Source organism: Anaerotignum sp., from assembly GCF_031981185.1.
Classification (GTDB): Bacteria; Bacillota; Clostridia; order Lachnospirales; family Anaerotignaceae; genus Chakrabartyella.
In genome coordinates, this window is record NZ_DALYUL010000002.1 from 31,467 (window position 1) to 47,918 (window position 16,452).

The 16,452-nt window shown below is 37.8% G+C and carries 18 protein-coding genes, 1 tRNA gene and 1 pseudogene; 4 read left to right on the plus strand and 16 right to left on the minus strand.

From position 1 onward, the window contains the following. Positions 1 to 1,750: sensor histidine kinase (locus RTK36_RS01125; RefSeq protein WP_312043471.1), on the minus strand; the 1,750-nt coding region annotated here is incomplete at its 3' end. Then, the gene (locus tag RTK36_RS01130; protein ID WP_312043473.1) at positions 1,725 to 2,420 is read right to left on the minus strand and encodes a response regulator transcription factor; all 696 of its coding nucleotides are present in this window, start codon (positions 2,418 to 2,420) and stop codon (positions 1,725 to 1,727) included. The genes RTK36_RS01130 and RTK36_RS01125, both read right to left, overlap by 26 nt. A gap of 206 nt (positions 2,421 to 2,626) precedes the next feature. Between RTK36_RS01130 and RTK36_RS01135 the strand changes: the two genes are divergently transcribed. From RTK36_RS01135 to RTK36_RS01145, 3 genes are all read left to right on the plus strand, one after another. Beyond that, a tRNA-Lys gene (locus RTK36_RS01135) sits at positions 2,627 to 2,699 on the plus strand. 351 nt (positions 2,700 to 3,050) lie between these two features. After that, the gene (locus tag RTK36_RS01140; protein ID WP_331654900.1) at positions 3,051 to 4,283 is read left to right on the plus strand and encodes a chloride channel protein; all 1,233 of its coding nucleotides are present in this window, start codon (positions 3,051 to 3,053) and stop codon (positions 4,281 to 4,283) included. Between the two features lie 144 nt (positions 4,284 to 4,427). Further along, positions 4,428 to 5,090, plus strand: a complete 663-nt coding sequence (locus RTK36_RS01145; protein WP_312043475.1) for a helix-turn-helix transcriptional regulator — start codon at positions 4,428 to 4,430, stop codon at positions 5,088 to 5,090. A gap of 71 nt (positions 5,091 to 5,161) precedes the next feature. On the opposite strand, the gene RTK36_RS01150 is transcribed toward RTK36_RS01145, so the two are convergent. The 10 genes from RTK36_RS01150 to RTK36_RS01195 all read right to left on the minus strand — a co-directional run bounded on the left by RTK36_RS01150 (position 5,162) and on the right by RTK36_RS01195 (position 11,571). Continuing rightward, complete coding sequence (locus tag RTK36_RS01150) at positions 5,162 to 5,728, minus strand: acetate uptake transporter (RefSeq protein ID WP_312043477.1); 567 nt, start codon at positions 5,726 to 5,728, stop codon at positions 5,162 to 5,164. Between the two features lie 216 nt (positions 5,729 to 5,944). Continuing rightward, positions 5,945 to 6,682 (minus strand): tRNA (guanosine(37)-N1)-methyltransferase TrmD, encoded by a 738-nt coding sequence (gene trmD / locus RTK36_RS01155; protein ID WP_312043479.1) that lies wholly within the window; start codon positions 6,680 to 6,682, stop codon positions 5,945 to 5,947. Next, positions 6,682 to 7,191, minus strand: coding sequence for a ribosome maturation factor RimM (rimM, locus tag RTK36_RS01160; RefSeq protein WP_312043482.1), 510 nt, complete (start codon positions 7,189 to 7,191; stop codon positions 6,682 to 6,684). Before rimM ends, trmD begins: the two co-directional genes overlap by 1 nt. 154 nt (positions 7,192 to 7,345) lie before the next feature. After that, positions 7,346 to 7,576 (minus strand): KH domain-containing protein, encoded by a 231-nt coding sequence (locus RTK36_RS01165; protein WP_066051147.1) that lies wholly within the window; start codon positions 7,574 to 7,576, stop codon positions 7,346 to 7,348. 22 nt (positions 7,577 to 7,598) lie between these two features. Next, entirely contained in the window at positions 7,599 to 7,847 is a 249-nt protein-coding gene (gene rpsP, locus RTK36_RS01170; RefSeq protein WP_066051149.1) for a 30S ribosomal protein S16, read from the minus strand. Positions 7,848 to 7,880: 33 nt separating this feature from the next. Continuing rightward, on the minus strand, positions 7,881 to 9,221 hold the full coding sequence (gene ffh / locus RTK36_RS01175) for a signal recognition particle protein (RefSeq protein ID WP_312043484.1): 1,341 nt from the start codon (positions 9,219 to 9,221) through the stop codon (positions 7,881 to 7,883). Between the two features lie 17 nt (positions 9,222 to 9,238). Further along, the gene (gene ylxM, locus RTK36_RS01180; RefSeq protein ID WP_312043486.1) at positions 9,239 to 9,589 is read right to left on the minus strand and encodes a YlxM family DNA-binding protein; all 351 of its coding nucleotides are present in this window, start codon (positions 9,587 to 9,589) and stop codon (positions 9,239 to 9,241) included. A gap of 200 nt (positions 9,590 to 9,789) precedes the next feature. Further along, positions 9,790 to 10,386, minus strand: a complete 597-nt coding sequence (gene cobC, locus RTK36_RS01185; protein WP_312043487.1) for an alpha-ribazole phosphatase — start codon at positions 10,384 to 10,386, stop codon at positions 9,790 to 9,792. Positions 10,387 to 10,525: 139 nt separating this feature from the next. After that, entirely contained in the window at positions 10,526 to 10,687 is a 162-nt protein-coding gene (locus RTK36_RS01190; protein WP_256149007.1) for a DUF1540 domain-containing protein, read from the minus strand. A 323-nt stretch (positions 10,688 to 11,010) separates the two neighbouring features. Beyond that, positions 11,011 to 11,571 (minus strand): hydrolase, encoded by a 561-nt coding sequence (locus tag RTK36_RS01195; protein WP_312043489.1) that lies wholly within the window; start codon positions 11,569 to 11,571, stop codon positions 11,011 to 11,013. Positions 11,572 to 11,732: 161 nt separating this feature from the next. On the opposite strand from RTK36_RS01195, the gene RTK36_RS01200 reads away from it, so the two are divergent. Further along, the gene (locus RTK36_RS01200) at positions 11,733 to 12,218 is read left to right on the plus strand and encodes an S-ribosylhomocysteine lyase (RefSeq protein ID WP_331654902.1); all 486 of its coding nucleotides are present in this window, start codon (positions 11,733 to 11,735) and stop codon (positions 12,216 to 12,218) included. Positions 12,219 to 12,544: 326 nt separating this feature from the next. Here the strand turns inward: RTK36_RS01200 and sstT are convergent, their stop codons facing one another. From sstT to RTK36_RS01220, 4 genes and pseudogenes are all read right to left on the minus strand, one after another. Beyond that, positions 12,545 to 13,747, minus strand: coding sequence for a serine/threonine transporter SstT (gene sstT / locus RTK36_RS01205; RefSeq protein WP_331654919.1), 1,203 nt, complete (start codon positions 13,745 to 13,747; stop codon positions 12,545 to 12,547). A 45-nt stretch (positions 13,748 to 13,792) separates the two neighbouring features. Next, entirely contained in the window at positions 13,793 to 14,671 is an 879-nt protein-coding gene (gene sdaAA / locus RTK36_RS01210; protein ID WP_312043491.1) for an L-serine ammonia-lyase, iron-sulfur-dependent, subunit alpha, read from the minus strand. A gap of 191 nt (positions 14,672 to 14,862) precedes the next feature. Next, entirely contained in the window at positions 14,863 to 15,516 is a 654-nt protein-coding gene (gene sdaAB / locus RTK36_RS01215) for an L-serine ammonia-lyase, iron-sulfur-dependent subunit beta (RefSeq protein ID WP_331654920.1), read from the minus strand. A 571-nt stretch (positions 15,517 to 16,087) separates the two neighbouring features. Continuing rightward, positions 16,088 to 16,452 (minus strand): annotated as a pseudogene (locus RTK36_RS01220) (TCP-1/cpn60 chaperonin family protein); the annotation flags it as partial.

Here is a 16,452-nt window from a genome sequence, read left to right on the forward strand (position 1 = left end):
TCATTTTTGAAACTGTAATATTACCGCTGGAAACCTTACTGGCTTCAATGAGGTCTTCAATTAATTGCTTCAGACGGTAGGACTTCTCATATAATATCTCCACATATTCTGAAGCCGCTTTATTTTCCAATCTAAGGCTTCGTAGCAAATCAACATAAGAAATAATGGAGGTTAAAGGCGTTTTCAAGTCGTGAGAAACATTGGTAATCAGCTCTGTTTTCATCCTCTCGCCTTTTACCGCATCCTCAACGGAATTTTTCAATCCATCCTGTATATTAGCAATATCCATTGCAAAATTCGAAAAAGAAGGAGATATTTCTTCCAAATTTAATTTGTATTGCAGATTGCCTTTTGATGTTTCTCTGGCGGAAATCATAATTCTTTTCAATGATCGTAAAGCTCTTAAAAACAAGTACATACAAAATGCGTTGAAAAGGAATAAGCCAAACGCACACAAGAAACAGATCAAGTAATATTCCATTTGTGCTGCAAAAATAATAAATCCCATTAGTACGCAGTTTCCCAATCCATAGCTAAGCATAACAAAAATCATCCAGCCTCGAAAGGTTTTCCCTGTAAACAATTCTGACATACGGCGAATGGTTACAGATACCCAAGTGTTTCGCAGAAAGATTTTGCCTTTGATTTGTCTGGAAACAGACATAATATAAGAAATGATGGCAGCAATATCGCAAATATAAATAATGCCTAATATGGTATTAAAAATATATGCCCAAAAAATAGCTGTTTCACTTAAAATGCTTGATAAAATTGCAACTCCAAAAATGACAGCAAAGGTTGTTAAACCAATTACCAGTAAAAAATGAACCTCATTATAGATTTTATCTACTGCTATATAAGTAACCTTTCCACCCTTCTCACTTTGTCCTGCAACACGTATCAAATAAACCAAACAAAAAATGATGATAATCGTTGAAGCAGTAAATACGCCAAATAAAATAGGTAATCCTGCCTTTGCAAAAACATATTCCTGACCAAGGGAATAAAAAGTATCTCCATATACAAAAGGATCCTGAATTCCCGCGTATATTTTATAATCACTGGTTTCCATGATGGAGTTATTGGTGGTATAACCCATTACCCCAATTTTATCGCTACTAAAGCCAGAAGAAAGAACAACAGTCCGGTCAATATTGCTCATTTCTCCCCTTGTTGTGTTCCCTGCAACAACATTACCACTGCTATCTTCCACATAGTAAAGAAAATTTGTCATTCCATTTAAATAGCGAATGCTGCTTTTAAAGTCATCCACCTGATTTTGAATGTACATTTTCCGATAAAGGGGCAGGCGACTTTCTACGAGTTCTTTATACTCATCAAAGTTATGTTTTAATGAATTGGGGATACTTCCATGGGTAATCAATCCGTCAAAGGTTTCGTTAATGGAAGTATTCCCAGTGATAATGCCTTCTTTAATGCCATAGTATCGTTTAAAGTCTGTAAGCAGTTCCTCTCTGTCAATCAGCTCACCACTGGTAATCCTGCTTTCATTGCGATAGTACACTTCGGAGAGTATCACCTCATCCAGTGCTTGGGCAAAGCTGTTTTTAAACTCGTAGGTGTCATAAACAGTATGTGCCTCGATGATACCACTGTTCCAGTGATTAGAAATATTCGCGGTTATAATCCCGCAAAAAAAGTTGGCCATGGCACAAATAAAAAGGAGAGCTACCCCTGCTATCTTCCATTTCCTCTGGTAGCTTCTATATTTTTTCAATTTTGTATCCAATGCCCCACACCACCTTTAGATATCTAGGCTCCTTCGGATTGATTTCTATTTTTTCTCTGATGCGGCGGATGTGTACCGAAACTGTATTTTCCGGGGCAAAAGACAATTCATTCCAAACTCTTTCATAAATTTGATCAATAGAAAACACCTTTCCTGCATTTTCCATTAATAACTGAAGAATGCCGTATTCCGTTGCAGTGAGCTTAATAGGATCTCCGCTGACACGAACCTCCTTGGCATCTTTATCCAACTCAAGCTCTCCAATTTTTATTACATTACTTTTTTCCGCAATACTGCCAAGAGCAGTATATCGGCGCATTTGGCTTTTCACCCTTGCCAAAAGCTCCAACGGGTTAAAGGGCTTTGTAATATAATCGTCTGCTCCAAAATTCAGCCCCAAAATTTTGTCTGTATCCTCAGATTTCGCCGACAAAATAATAATCGGTATATTTAAGGTTTCTCGAATTTTAACCGTCGTGTTTAAACCATCCAGCTTGGGCATCATGATATCCAGCAAAATCAAATGTATCTCATTTTCCTCTAAAGCCTTTAATGCCTCTAAGCCATTATAAGCTTTAATGATATGATACCCTTCCTGTTTTAAATAAATTTCTATTGCATCAACAATTGCTTTGTCATCATCACAAACCAAAATATTGAATTTATCCATAACAAATCCCCCCTAAGTTCGCATAATATTACTATTTTATCATAACAGGATAGTTTTACAAAATAATACAAACTTCCTTACAGAATTCTTAATCTTCTTTTTATTCTATCCCAATACAAACAGAAAAGAAATATAAATTTTTTGTCAAATTTCAAAAAAAAATGATTGACATTTTTTCTGTTATCATATATACTAAATTTCGTTGCGGGTCACTAGCTCAGTTGGTAGAGCACTGGACTTTTAATCCAGGTGTCCCGGGTTCGAGCCCCGGGTGACTCATTTTTTATTGGTTGGAAGTACGGATGAGTTTCTTCTAGCCCCATCTCTTGATTCCATGATTCATACTAGATAAATATCCCTATTGTAAGGAAATACCTTACATGGGGATTTTTTTATGAAGTTGCATCGCAAAAGCTGTTTTGCAAAAACTGTTTATACGTGCCACGCCCTTTTTTAGACAATCCTCTTGGTACAGGCGGCCTTTTCTCTTTTTTCGATGCCCAAAGGCATTGTCATACCGAATCTGTACTGATATAATAAAAACGAATGATTTTTAATCTCAACGCAAAGAATTATCTTTTTTTATATACAAAAATGAGATTTTATTTATTTGCATTTAGGAGGATACTATTGATACGAAATATCATGCAAGAGTACAAAGAAATATTTTTATATTCTATAATTGCCTTATTTGTAGGGATTATTATCGGCGGTATTGATGCACTCTTTGGGGAAGTTTTATTGAAAATTACCCAATACAGAAGCCAGCATTCAATGCTTTTGGTGCCCTTCTTGCCCATCGCAGGGGTTAGTATCACATTATTATACAGTTTTCTCAGTAAAGAGAGCATAAAGGGTATGACCCTTGTGTTTCAGACCGGCCATGGTGATAAGGAACGTATTCCAAAAATGCTTGTTCCTTTAATCATTTTAACCACATGGATTACCCATCTATTTGGCGGAAGCGCCGGACGGGAAGGCGTTGCTGTACAGCTAGGCGCCACAGTTGCTCACACCGTGGCAAGAAAGCTAAAATTTTTAAACAATCCTCGCATTCTATTGGTAATCGGCATGGCAGCTGGCTTTGCCGGTCTTTTCCAAACACCAATTGCAGCAACTTTTTTTGCTCTGGAAGTACTTGTTTCCGGTGTGTTTTTATATGAGGCTTTGCTTCCTGCCTTGGTTGCATCTTTCACAGCCAGCACAACTTCTCATCTATTGGGCTTAGAGAAATTTTCCATTAGCCTTCCAAACACACTAGCCTTATCATCTGAACTTTTATTTAAGCTTGTCCTTTTGGGAATCATATTTGGAGTAGTGGGAGGGGCATTTGCCCTTTTATTAAACTTCTGCAAGAATAAATTAACAGTCCTTATTGAGAATCCTATGAAAAGAATCTTTATTGGAGGTTGCATTTTATCCTTGTTATTTTTACTGTTGCATAACGGTAGATATTGTGGCCTGGGTACAAACCTGATCCAATTTAGCCTTATGGGTGAACAAATATATCAATACGATTGGCTGCTTAAGCTTTTATTCACCGTTATCACCCTATCTGTGGGCTTTCAGGGGGGCGAAGTCACTCCACTATTTTCTATCGGTGCAACCTTAGGTATGGTATTAGGAACCTTATTTGGCCTACCTGTTACTCTGGTTGCTGCCCTTGGCTATTCAGCAGTTTTCGGTAGTGCAACCAATACATTATTGGCACCCATTCTGATTGGTGTTGAGGTGTTTGGACCTGAAAATACAATTTACTTCATCGTTGTTTGTGCCCTTGCCTTTATCTTTAATGGGAATAAAACAATTTATACCGCCCAAAAAAGATTTAACTTTTTTAAAAACGAAAATATAAAATTTTAGCTCTTTTCAATCATTTTTGAATTAGCTGTGTTTATAATATTTTTAATCTAATTTTGTTTCCTTTTTAACAGAATCTGTTTCTGCACTTGAAAAGATACACTATTTTTGATATACTTTAATTTATAATATTTTTGGAGGTGTACCATGGAAAGTCAGAGCTTTTCATTAGCAGAACATGACAGAGCGATCTTATATTCATATGTAAATGTAGCAGAAGGTGTTGCTGAATTTTTAGGAAACTTTTGTGAAGTGGTAATACATAATCTTGAGAACATGGATCATTCCGTTATGCATATCATTAACGGTCACCTATCCGGCAGGCAGGTTGGCGCTTCTATTTCGGAAGTTACATTATCGTTTCTCAACCGTATGATGGCGGAACCTAATCTAAATCATCTCTATTATTTTGCCAAAAATAAACGGGGAGAAACCTTTAAATCCTCAATCTCGGCTATTATGGGAGATAAGGGAAATATAATTGGTCTGCTATGTATCAATATGTATTTGTCATCCCCCATCTCTGATTTAGTGCACTTTATGACGCCATCCGAAAGTACAAAGCAGGAAAATATTTCAGAAACATTTGTTGAAAACACAGTAGAACTGATGCTTCACGCGTTAGAAGAAGCAAAAAAAGCAGTTTATAGCAATCTTGCTATTTCCTCTTCCAATAAAAATAAGGAAATCGTTTCTATTTTATATCAAAAAGGTATATTTAACTTAAAAGATTCTGTGGTAACCATTGCAGATCATTTGGGTATTTCAAAAAACACCGTTTACATGCATATTCGCAACATGAATAAATAAATATTGAAAATATAATAAAAAAGCAGTCATTTCCTTTTGTGTCAAACAGGAAATGACTGCTTTTTTCATTTTTATAGTTTTACAACTTCTTTTTGAAACTCATTATTTAATATCTGACCAATGGCTGAATAAATTGCGCTGCCACCGCAGAAAATGCCCTCATACCCTGCAATCGATTTAATAAAATGACTACCTGTAAAATCGCCTAGTGCCAGCAAAAAGAATAATACCGTTAAAGAACCAAAGACCACTCTTGAAGCCATATTATGCTTTAAGGTGCCAATAAACATAGCAAGGGTGAAAATACCCCACAGTAACAAATAAAAGGCCATAGAGAGCTCATCTGCGCTCTGTACGCCACCCTGAGGAATCGCAGAAGGCAAGAGCCAAATTCCAACCAATGACCACCAAAAGGTTCCATATGCAGTAAATGCTGTTGCGCCAAAGGTATTGCCCCCTTTAAACTCCATAATCCCTGCCACAACCTGTGCAAAACCGCCCAAGAAAATGCCCATGCTGATAATGACTGCCGATAATGATATAATTCCTGCGTTATGTAAATTCAATAAAATTGTGGTCATACCAAAACCAAGAAGACCAAGAGGCGCGGGATTTGCGGTACTTGTGTGGTTACTCATAAAAAATGTTCCTCCTAAATATTAACTTTCCCATTCATAGTTGTATCAATTATTTCTATAATTACTATCACCAGAGTCTTTAAGGGTACCACATCATTCTGTACGCCCAGATGGGCAACCATGCTTCTATTCAGTTAAAATGAAGTCAGATAGGTATATAAGCAAATATGCGGGTGTTGCCTAATCTCCGGCCATAAAAAAGGCATGTCCGGTGATTTACACCTCGATGCCATTTTCTTTTAAAAATTTAATATCTTTTTGACTTAAATCAGCTGTCCTTAATAAATCCGGTCGCTTTTGGGCAGTACGAAGAAGAGACTGCTCTCTGCGCCATTTCTCAACATTACCATGGTGACCGCTTAAAAGCACCTGCGGTACCTCATGCTCCATAAAAACAGGAGGACGGGTATACTGAGGATATTCCAAAAGTCCTTGAGAAAAGCTCTCATCCTCAAAGGAAGCCTCTTTTCCAAGAACACCAGGCATCAAACGAGAAACGGCATCAATCATGGTAATTGCCGCCAACTCTCCCCCAGTAAGAACAAAGTCACCCAAGGAAATTTCATCTGTAACAATTTCCTCAATCACCCGTTCATCCACCCCCTCATAATGGCCACACAAAAATATAAGGTTTTCCTCATGGGCCAGCTCCTCTGCCACACGCTGGGTGAAGGGTTTTCCCTGGGGAGTCATATATAGAACCCTAGTGCCGCTTCCCGCCATTGGCAAAATACTTTGGTAGGCGTCAAAAATTGGCTGAGGCTGCATAACCATGCCGACTCCTCCTCCATAGGGATAATCATCTACCTGCAAATGCTTACTATTGGAAAAATCCCTAATATTGATGGCTTCAACAGAAATCAAGCCATCCCTTTGTGCTCTTCCCAAAATACTATGGGATAAGGTTTCTTGAACCATTTCGGGAAATAGTGTTAAAACAAAGAACTGCTTCATTACCTCAACCCTTCCAGAAGTGCCACTGTCATAATGCCTGCTTCCAAATCTACTTTCTTAATACAATCTTTGATCGCAGGAATCAAAAGTTCTTTTTCCTCAGGACTTTTTTGTACGCCATAAACATCGTTGGCACCGGTTACATAAATTTTTATCAATTCACCTAATTCTTCGCCATCTTCTGTAATAACCTTTAAACCATACAAATCTCTGGTGTAATATTCATTCTCTTCTAATGGGATAGCCGCAGAATCAGGTATGATAATAGTTCCATTTTTGTATAGCTCCGCCACATTAATATCAGTAACTTCTTTCACAGTAAGTAAAACAAACTGCTTATGATATGCCACCTTCTGTATATGAAAGGTTTCTCTCTTTCCCCTGATTTCCACAATAATTTCTTTTAAGCGTTCAAATCTGGTGGGATCTTGTGTTGTAGGAAACACCCGCATTGTTCCTCGAATCCCATGGGTACCTGTAATTTTTCCAATCTCAAAATACTGTTCCATACACACCTCAAAAATTATGAATTCTTTATACAAAAACAGGCAGGATGCAAGCGCACCTTGCCATTAAGACAACATTTAAATGCAAAACTGGGCTTTTTCAAAGGGTGCCGACTACGTCGACACCCTTATCGTACCCAAAATGTGGGCAAATTTTTCATTGAATGATTTCAACGATAATTTTTTTATCTTCGTGAACGCCGGATGCCTTCACCAATGTACGAATTGCTTTTGCAATTCTTCCTTGTTTCCCGATAACCTTTCCCATATCTTCAGGAGCAACCTTCAATTCCAGTACCAAGGTACGTTCATTTTCAGTTTCGGTTACCTGAACCTTATCCGGATAATCCACAAGATTTTTTGCAATGACCTCTAATAGTTCTTTCATAGTCAAGCCTCCCGCCTTCGGATTATTCGCCGATTACGCCAGCTTTTTTCAACAGAGCCTTTGCAGTTTCGGAAGGCTGTGCACCGTTTGTAAGCCACTTATTAGCTGCTTCTGCATCAACTTTCAGAACAACGGGTTCCTTTGTAGGATCGTAGTAACCAATCTCTTCGATGGATTTTCCGTTTCTGGATGTTCTGGAATCCGCAACAACGATTCTATAGAAAGGAGCTTTTTTCGCACCCAATCTTTTCAATCTGATTCTTACTGCCATATCATTTCACCTCCTAAAAATATTAAACTTAATTTATCGGAAAAAAGGAAGTTTTCCTTTTTTGCCTTTTTGCATATTGTTCATCTGCTTCATCATTTTTTTCATTTCTTCAAACTGCTTCAGCAGACGATTCACATCGGCAATGCTTCTACCACAGCCATTGGCAATGCGTTTTTTTCTTGGGCCATTGAGAATGGATGGATTGGAACGTTCCTCTTTGGTCATGGAATGAATGATGGCTTCTACCTTAACCATTTCTTTTGCAGGGTCAACCCCGTCCATGGCCTTTTCAAGGTTAAGCCCGTTCATCCCAGGAATCATTCCCATTAAATCCTTCAGTGGACCCATCTTTTTAATTTGCTGCATTTGAGAAAGGAAGTCTTCTAAAGTAAAGTCGTTGGAGCGCATTTTTTTTTGCATCTCCATTGCTTCCTGCTCATCAATATTTTGCTGCACCTTGTCAATCAGAGAAAGAACATCGCCCATCCCTAAAATTCTGGAAGCCATGCGGTCGGGATAAAAAGGCTCAAGATCCTCCATTTTTTCACCCATACCGATATATTTAATTGGTTTGTTAGTAACACTTCTTACGGAAAGCGCGGCACCGCCTCTGGCATCACCGTCAAGCTTCGTCATAATAATGCCATCAACACCCAATTGGCTGTCAAAACTGCCTGCTACGGTTACGGCATCCTGCCCTGTCATAGCATCAACCACCAAAAGTACCTCTTGGGGTCTCACTGTGGATTTGATATCCAACAACTCCTGCATCAACTCTTCGTTGATATGCAAACGACCTGCGGTATCTATCAAAACTACATCATGGTGCTGCTCTGCGGCATACTCCAAAGCTTTTTTGGAAATTTCCACAGGGCTTACCTCGGTACCCATTTCAAACACAGGGATACCATAATTTTTCCCTACCACCTGTAACTGCTTAATTGCAGCAGGACGGTAAATATCACAGGCAACCAAAAGAGGGTTTCTTCCCTGCTTTCTAAGCTGACCTGCCAATTTGCCACTGCTGGTGGTTTTACCAGCACCTTGCAAACCTACCATCATATACACAGTAGGGGGGCGGTTCGAATAAGTTAATCTGCTTTGGGTGCTTCCCATCAGCGCAATCAACTCGTCATTTACAATTTTTATAACCTGTTGTCCCGGGTTTAACCCCTGCAAAACTTCAACGCCAACAGCACGTTCCGTTACCGTTTTAATAAAGTCTTTGACTATTTTAAAGTTTACGTCTGCTTCCAAAAGTGCAATCTTTACTTCTCGCATGGCAGCCTTTACGTCATCTTCAGTCAAAACACCTTTTCCCCGAAGCTGTTTGAATACTTCCTGCAGCTTGGCGGAAAGATTTTCAAATGCCATAATAGATCGCCCTCCTTTTAGGATAGTATTGCATCAGCAATCTGCTTCATGGTAACAATCGCTTCCGTTGTTTCTTTACTAATATCACCTGTGCCGATTTCATCAAGAATGTTCTTCATTTTAAGCACAGCTCTTTGCTGCTGTTGAAAGCGTTCTACCAAACGCAGCTTCTCTTCGTATCCAATCAAAATTTTCTCTGTGCGCTTAAGCTGATCTCGCACAGCCTGTCGGCTGATTGATAACTCTTCTCCGATTTCAGAAAGAGAAAGATCGTTCTGATAATGCATCTCAAACACCAACTTTTGTTTTTCTGTCAAAAGCTCTCCATAAAAATCATAGAGAAAGGTTAGCCTTAATATCTCGTCCATCTTTCATTCCCCCTGTAAAGGAAAATCACTTTACAACCACCTAAGACATCATACTAAAAAAGAATCTTTCTGTCAAGTATTTTTCCTTTACAGTCAGATTTTTTTTAAATTTCCTTGTACTCAGCCATCAGGCAACTATTCCGTCATTCAAAACAATAGCAATATGCTCCAACAGTGCATGATGCCAGTGTCGCTTTCAATTATTTTACCGGGCAATTTATTTTCTCTATTGTGGTTTTTGCATCTGAAACCAACACAGAACTATAACAGCCTTGTTCGGAAAAGAATCTCCAAAATCCATCGGGGCCTGCCCCTGTCAAATGGCAAAGCATGGCACTCATGGGCCCATTATGAGAGACAATAATAATCTCTTTTCCTTTATTGTCTTTAATAACTTTGTCTAACCCCATTGTCACTCGCTCATAAAAATCCAAAAATGCCTCTCCCCCGGGAAGAGAAGAAGTTTTCCAATCCTTAATCCAACGATTCAATTCCTCACTATGGTTTTCTTTTATGTAGGAGCCTTCTTTGTCCTCCCAATCTCCAAAAAACAGTTCCCGAAAACAATTATTTTTCTTCACATGAATATTTTTGTCACCTGCTATAATTTCAGCAGTATGGGCTGCGCGGCGCAAATCGCTAGAATATATTTTATCATAAGTAACAGTATTAAAAAAATTTTTCAATTTATGTGCTTGCTTGATTCCTTTTTCGTTAATATCGCAATCTGTCCAGCCGTAAAACATATTTCGCAAATTCCAATCTGTTTCTCCATGTCTAATAAGATAAAGCTTCATTTTACGATCACCTCTGTTATATTTTACGCCATAGCCGCTTATCCTAGCAAGTTAATTTCTACTAATAATAGAAAAGGCAGGCTCCCTTTTATGATAATTCATAAAAAGAAGCCCGCTATCAAAAAAATAACCGGTTATCTTATTTTACTACGAAGGACTGACAGTCTGTACACTGATCCATTGTAGGATTTCCTTCGTGTGTACCAACCTGAATTGCTTCAAGTGTACAGTAATTTTTTGCATTATGATGGTGTCTACATTTTTCAACAGTACATTTAATACATTCATTACATTTTTCCATGTTTGTTCCCTCCTTTGTTTTTATTTCAATATTATTGTGTCCCTATTGTAAATAATTATTACTGTATTTATAAGGAGAATTTAAAAAAATTTGACATTCATAAAAAATATGAATGTCAAAAAAATATTTCTTTATTTTTGCTGTCTGTATTAATTATTAAAAGCGAATTGCATTTGTTTTCTTAGACATTTATTATGATGTAAAGCAAGTTCATTTATTTATATATTGTGCCTCATTCTGAGCCTTTTATGATTAAAAATCCTACCGATATTCACAATCTAATTTCACGGGACTTTCTTTTCATTCCACTTCACAAATGAATTTTAATTTCTAGGATCATTCTTCATGGCTTCTAACGTTCTCACCATTAACTCATCCAGTTCCCAACCAAGTCGCTCTGCTCCTTTTCGAATTACATCTCTATCGCAGCCAGCAGCAAAAGCTTTATCCTTAAATTTTTTCTTAATTGATTTCAATTCCATATCCTGCACGCTTTTTGATGGACGCATCAATGCCGCCGCACCAATTAAGCCTGTCAGCTCATCTACAGCGAATAAAACCTTTTCCATTTCATGGATTGGCTCAATATCACAGCAAATGCCATATCCATGGCTAGCCACTGCACGAATCAAGGGCTCCTCCAAATCATGCTCCTTCATAATTTCTTGACATTTGATGCAGTGCTCCTCAGGATACATTTCAAAATCTACATCATGAAGTAAACCAACATTACCCCAAAACTCCTCTTCTTCGCCATAACCTAGTTCCCTTGCAAAATAGCGCATTGCGCCTTCCACTGTCTCTGCATGACGCAAGTGAAATGGCTCTTTATTATATTTTATGAGTACTTCCCATGCCTCATCTCTTGAAATTTTTTTTACCATATGCATTCTCCTTCTTTATCTAGTTTTGTACACATTATAAAACATTTTACCCCAAAAATCTCCATCTAACAACCCCTTGCATATAAAGTTCCACTTGAAATTCTTTATAAAAACAGTTAAAATGACCTTGTTTGAGAATGTAAAAAGAAAGGACGAAAATTATGGATGTTACCAGCTTTGGCATTGATCACAATATACTTTTAAGAGGAATTTATGTATCCAGAAAGGATACTGTTGAAAACGGGGTATTAACTACATTTGATATCCGCATGAAAGAACCCAACCGTGAAATGGTTATGGATACCGCCGTTATGCACACTATTGAGCATTTAATGGCTACCTTCTTTCGTAGTCATTCCCTTTGGGCGGAAAAAACAATCTACATTGGTCCCATGGGATGCCGCACAGGCATGTATGCTATCTTTAAAGGAGACTTGGAATCCAAAGATGTGGCAGATATTTTAAAAGAATGCTATGACTATATGAGTCACTTTTCCGACGAGCTTCCTGCGGCAAAAGCAGAAATGTGTGGAAATTATTTAGATCATAATCTAGAAATAACGAAAATAGAATGCAAGAAATTTGTCGATGAAGTGCTATCTTGCCTTAAGGAAGAAAATATGGTCTATCCACGTCAAACAAAATAAATTCAACTTATATAAAAGATTACGAAGCAAACATGGATCAACAAAATTATTTCCATGTTTGCTTTTTTTAATACCCTCCGAAAACAACTATACTTTTCATACCCATTCAATTTGCAATTTAATATAATTAGTCTTTTTTTCTCAGTAATTTGTTCATGCAAATACTATACCACTACTGAGTGGGTTATTTTAAACATGCAAAAAAGCGGTGATTAAATCACCGCTTTTTTATATATCTGATTTTGCATTACATAGATAACACCTTTGTTATACTTCATAAAACTATTTTCGTACAACCATTTACGAACTTATAGTTTAAAAAAAAATTACCATTTAATAGGCTTTCCTTGTTTTCTCCACTGTCTAAATTCAGCAGCTGCTGTAAACAATGCATCTGTAGAGGAGTTCAAGCCTGTTTCACAAGAATCCTGAACAACACCGATGATGAAACCAACACCTACAACCTGCATTGCGATATCATTAGAAATACCAAACAGGGAACATGCCAGAGGAATCAAGAGCAAGGAACCACCAGCAACGCCGGAAGCACCACAAGCAGAAACTGCAGCAACAACGCTTAATATAATCGCTGTGCCGATATCAACAGTATAGCCTAATGTATTTACTGCCGCCAAGGCCATTACTGTAATGGTAATTGCAGCACCTGCCATGTTGATTGTTGCGCCCAAAGGAATGGATACAGAATAGTTATCCTCATCCAAGCCCAAAGATTCACAAAGAGTCATATTAACAGGAATATTCGCAGCAGAGCTACGAGTAAAGAATGCTGTAATGAAGCTGTCCTTTAAACACTTAAATACTAAAGGATATGGGTTTTGTCTGATATTCAAGAACACAATGATTGGATTTACAACCAAAGCAACAACTGCCATACATCCTACCAACACTAATAAAAGTTTGCCGTAGTCTGTGAAAATACCCAAACCACTTGTAGAAACTGTTGTATAAACAAGACCCAAAATACCAAAAGGTGCAAAGCTGATTACCCATCTAACAGCCTGAGAAACTGCATCTGCAAAATTGTTCAGCATTGTTTTTGTTGTATCGGAAGAGTGCTTTAATGCCAGACCAAAAACAACTGCCCATGCCAAAATACCAATGTAGTTTGCTGTTGAAAGAGATGAAATTGGATTCTGAACTACGTTTAAAAGTAAAGTTTTAATAACTGTGCCAACACCATCTGGAGGTGCAGCAGCTTCTGCTGCTATATCTGTCAAAGTTAAAGTTACAGGGAACATGAAGCTTGCTAAAACTGCAACTACAGCAGCAGAGAACGTACCAATTAAGTACAGGGCGATAACAGTACCCATGTTAGTTTTTGCGCCCTTTTTATGCTGAGCCAAAGAGCTCATTACCAAGAAAAATACTAAGATTGGTGCAACACCCTTTAATGCACCAACAAATAAATCACCCAAAAGAGCAATAATAGCTATGTTTGGAATTACTTTACCAAGAATTCCATTTTTGTAATAAACTACCCATTTTATCCATTCTCCTATTTTTTTAATATTATTATTCCAGTAACAATGGTTGTACGAAAGATAAAATAATGATTAACAATGACCAAAAACTTTTTCACAAAGTTTTTTACCTGTTGGCGTGGCAGCTAAGCCGCCCTCTGCCGTTTCTTTTAAAGTTGGAGACATTGCCTCTCCAATCTTTTTCATTGCATAAATGACCTCATCGGCAGGAATTGCACTCTCCACGCCTGCTAAAGCCAACTCTGCTGCTACAAAAGCATTGGCAACCCCCATTGCATTTCTCTTAATGCAAGGAATTTCAACTAATCCTGCAACAGGATCACAAACCAAGCCTAAAATGTTTTTTAATGCGATGGCACATGCATGTTCACTCTGCTTGGGTGTGCCCCCGCAAAGCTCAACCAAAGCCGAAGCAGCCATTGCACTTGCTGCACCACACTCTGCCTGACATCCGCCTTCTGCACCGGCAATGCTTGCCTTATTTGCAATAACCAGTCCCACTGCTGATGCGGTGAATAAGGACATCACTACATCGTCGTCAGGAATATTTCTATCTTCGGAAATTGTTAACAATGCTGCAGGCAATATACCACAACTGCCAGCAGTAGGCGCTGCAACAATTCTTCCCATGCAAGCATTGGTTTGGGAAACCGCAAGGGCTTTTACCATTGCATTTCCGAAAATTTTCCCACATATGTTTTTGTTTGCCTGTACAGCTTCATTCATTTTAAAAGCATCACCACCAGTAAGTCCACTGGCAGAACGCTTTTGATCATCCAAACCCGTTTCTACAGACTCACGCATAACAATTAAGGAACGCTTCATATTTTCAAATAGTACAGTTTCATCTGTCTCTGTTGATTCTGCCTGATCTTTTAAAATCAACCTACATAGAGGCAGGTTTTGCTTTTCGGCTTGTACAACCAAATCTGCTAAAGAATCATATTTCATTTTCTAACCCCATTTCGAAAGACTTTATTAAATTTAAATTTATCATCAAAGCTGTTTGTTACTTCATAAAATCAAAAATGTCTCAATACCTTCTTTTTTCAGGTCAGTTCATAGATGCCAAAGGGAACTCTCTTCCCAATTGGGAACTGAGACTGACACAACAAGGGCCCATAATTCAATTTAAATTTTCACTAAATAGCTTTTAATATTGTCGAAGCCAAAATATTGGGTTGTTCTAAAATGACTTTATTAATAGATTCATCAATATTACCATCAATTTCTATGGTCATTACCGCTGTTCCGCCTTTGTGATCTCTACATAGAGAAAACCCATGAATATTCACGCAATGTTCTGCAAGGATATTTGTTACAATTGCAATCATTCCGGGCACATCCTCATGAGGAATAATCAGTGTATCCGATTTTCCGGAAATAGAAACCTCTGTATTATTGATTCTATTGATAATGATATTGCCACCGCCAATTGACGCTCCTTGCACCAAAATTTCCTTACCGTCAGCAGACTTTAAAATGATTTGTGCTGTATTTGGATGGGCACCGTCAATTTCAGTTTCCTCAAAGGTATACGCAAGACCCTCTTCTTTTGCAATTTCCATGCTTGTGCGTATTCTCTCATCATCTGTTTCCATGCCTAAAATGCCGGCAACAATTGCCTTATCAGTACCATGCCCTTTATAAGTTTTTGAAAAAGAGCCACTAAAACGAATAATTGCAGAAACAGGCGTGTCCCCTAAAATAGAACGTGCATATTTCCCAATACGTACGGCACCGGCGGTGTGTGAACTGGATGGCCCAATCATAATAGGACCTATAATATCGAACACCTGCAGCAAACCAAATTCCCCCTTTCAACTCAACTAAATGATACTGTTGAATGAAAAATCTTTTTTTCCTAGTACAGCAATTATATATGAACTTTTTTGTCAAAGTCAATAGAAAAACCCAAAAAAGTTTTTTCTGGACGGACATTTTTTTCATGATTTGCACATGTGTTTTTCAACCGAAGACACTTTGCAAAAGATTCGACAAAAAATACATTTTTTCAATATTATGTTAATTTAATATGTCCTTTTCTCTTTTTCTTTAATAAAAATTATTTCATTTTAATGGTAATTGATATATGAAAATTCTTTCTTGCCCTTTCCCCTTTCTATAAACTTTGTATGCAAAATTAAGAAATATTATCTTATTTTTTGAAGTTTTTCCATTATCCAACCATTTTATACATTTATTTTAGAGCTTTCCTTGGCAAATAAGGAGTTTTAAACATGTTTGTATGACAAACTGAACGTTTAATGAATGAATGTTTTTTTTTATGTAGGTCTCACATGAAGAATCCCCCTGCTTTTGCAGGGGGATTTTCTGAAATTCACTATTATTGACAGCAGTAATCTATTACATATAGCCGCCCATTCCTCCCATACCTGGATCAGGCATAGCGGGAGCCTTTGAAGGCAATTCTGCAACAACAGCCTCTGTTGTCAGGAAAGAGGATGCAACGGAAGTTGCGTTTTGCAAAGCACTCCTTGTTACCTTTGCAGGATCAAGAATACCTGCCTCTACCATTTCAACATACTCCTCTGTTAATGCATTAAATCCAACGCCTTCTGGCATTTCTTTTACTTTATTCACAATTACGGAGCCTTCTAAGCCCGCATTCTCTACAATCTGACGCAAAGGTGCTTCCAGTGCCTTTATAACAATGGCTGCCCCTGTTTTCTCGTCACCAACTAAGTTTTCACATGCAGCTTTCACACTTT

Coding starts and splice junctions, on each gene's coding strand:
- ffh (WP_312043484.1), bottom strand. CDS start 9,221: ATGGCATTTGAAAATCTTTCCGCCAAGCTGCAGGAAGTATTCAAACAG.
- rpsP (WP_066051149.1), bottom strand. CDS start 7,847: ATGGCAGTAAGAATCAGATTGAAAAGATTGGGTGCGAAAAAAGCTCCT.
- RTK36_RS01130 (WP_312043473.1), bottom strand. CDS start 2,420: ATGGATAAATTCAATATTTTGGTTTGTGATGATGACAAAGCAATTGTT.
- RTK36_RS01150 (WP_312043477.1), bottom strand. CDS start 5,728: ATGAGTAACCACACAAGTACCGCAAATCCCGCGCCTCTTGGTCTTCTT.
- RTK36_RS01145 (WP_312043475.1), top strand. CDS start 4,428: ATGGAAAGTCAGAGCTTTTCATTAGCAGAACATGACAGAGCGATCTTA.
- RTK36_RS01195 (WP_312043489.1), bottom strand. CDS start 11,571: ATGGTAAAAAAAATTTCAAGAGATGAGGCATGGGAAGTACTCATAAAA.
- RTK36_RS01190 (WP_256149007.1), bottom strand. CDS start 10,687: ATGGAAAAATGTAATGAATGTATTAAATGTACTGTTGAAAAATGTAGA.
- ylxM (WP_312043486.1), bottom strand. CDS start 9,589: ATGGACGAGATATTAAGGCTAACCTTTCTCTATGATTTTTATGGAGAG.
- RTK36_RS01165 (WP_066051147.1), bottom strand. CDS start 7,576: ATGAAAGAACTATTAGAGGTCATTGCAAAAAATCTTGTGGATTATCCG.
- trmD (WP_312043479.1), bottom strand. CDS start 6,682: ATGAAGCAGTTCTTTGTTTTAACACTATTTCCCGAAATGGTTCAAGAA.
- RTK36_RS01200 (WP_331654902.1), top strand. CDS start 11,733: ATGGATGTTACCAGCTTTGGCATTGATCACAATATACTTTTAAGAGGA.
- cobC (WP_312043487.1), bottom strand. CDS start 10,386: ATGAAGCTTTATCTTATTAGACATGGAGAAACAGATTGGAATTTGCGA.
- sdaAA (WP_312043491.1), bottom strand. CDS start 14,671: ATGAAATATGATTCTTTAGCAGATTTGGTTGTACAAGCCGAAAAGCAA.
- rimM (WP_312043482.1), bottom strand. CDS start 7,191: ATGGAACAGTATTTTGAGATTGGAAAAATTACAGGTACCCATGGGATT.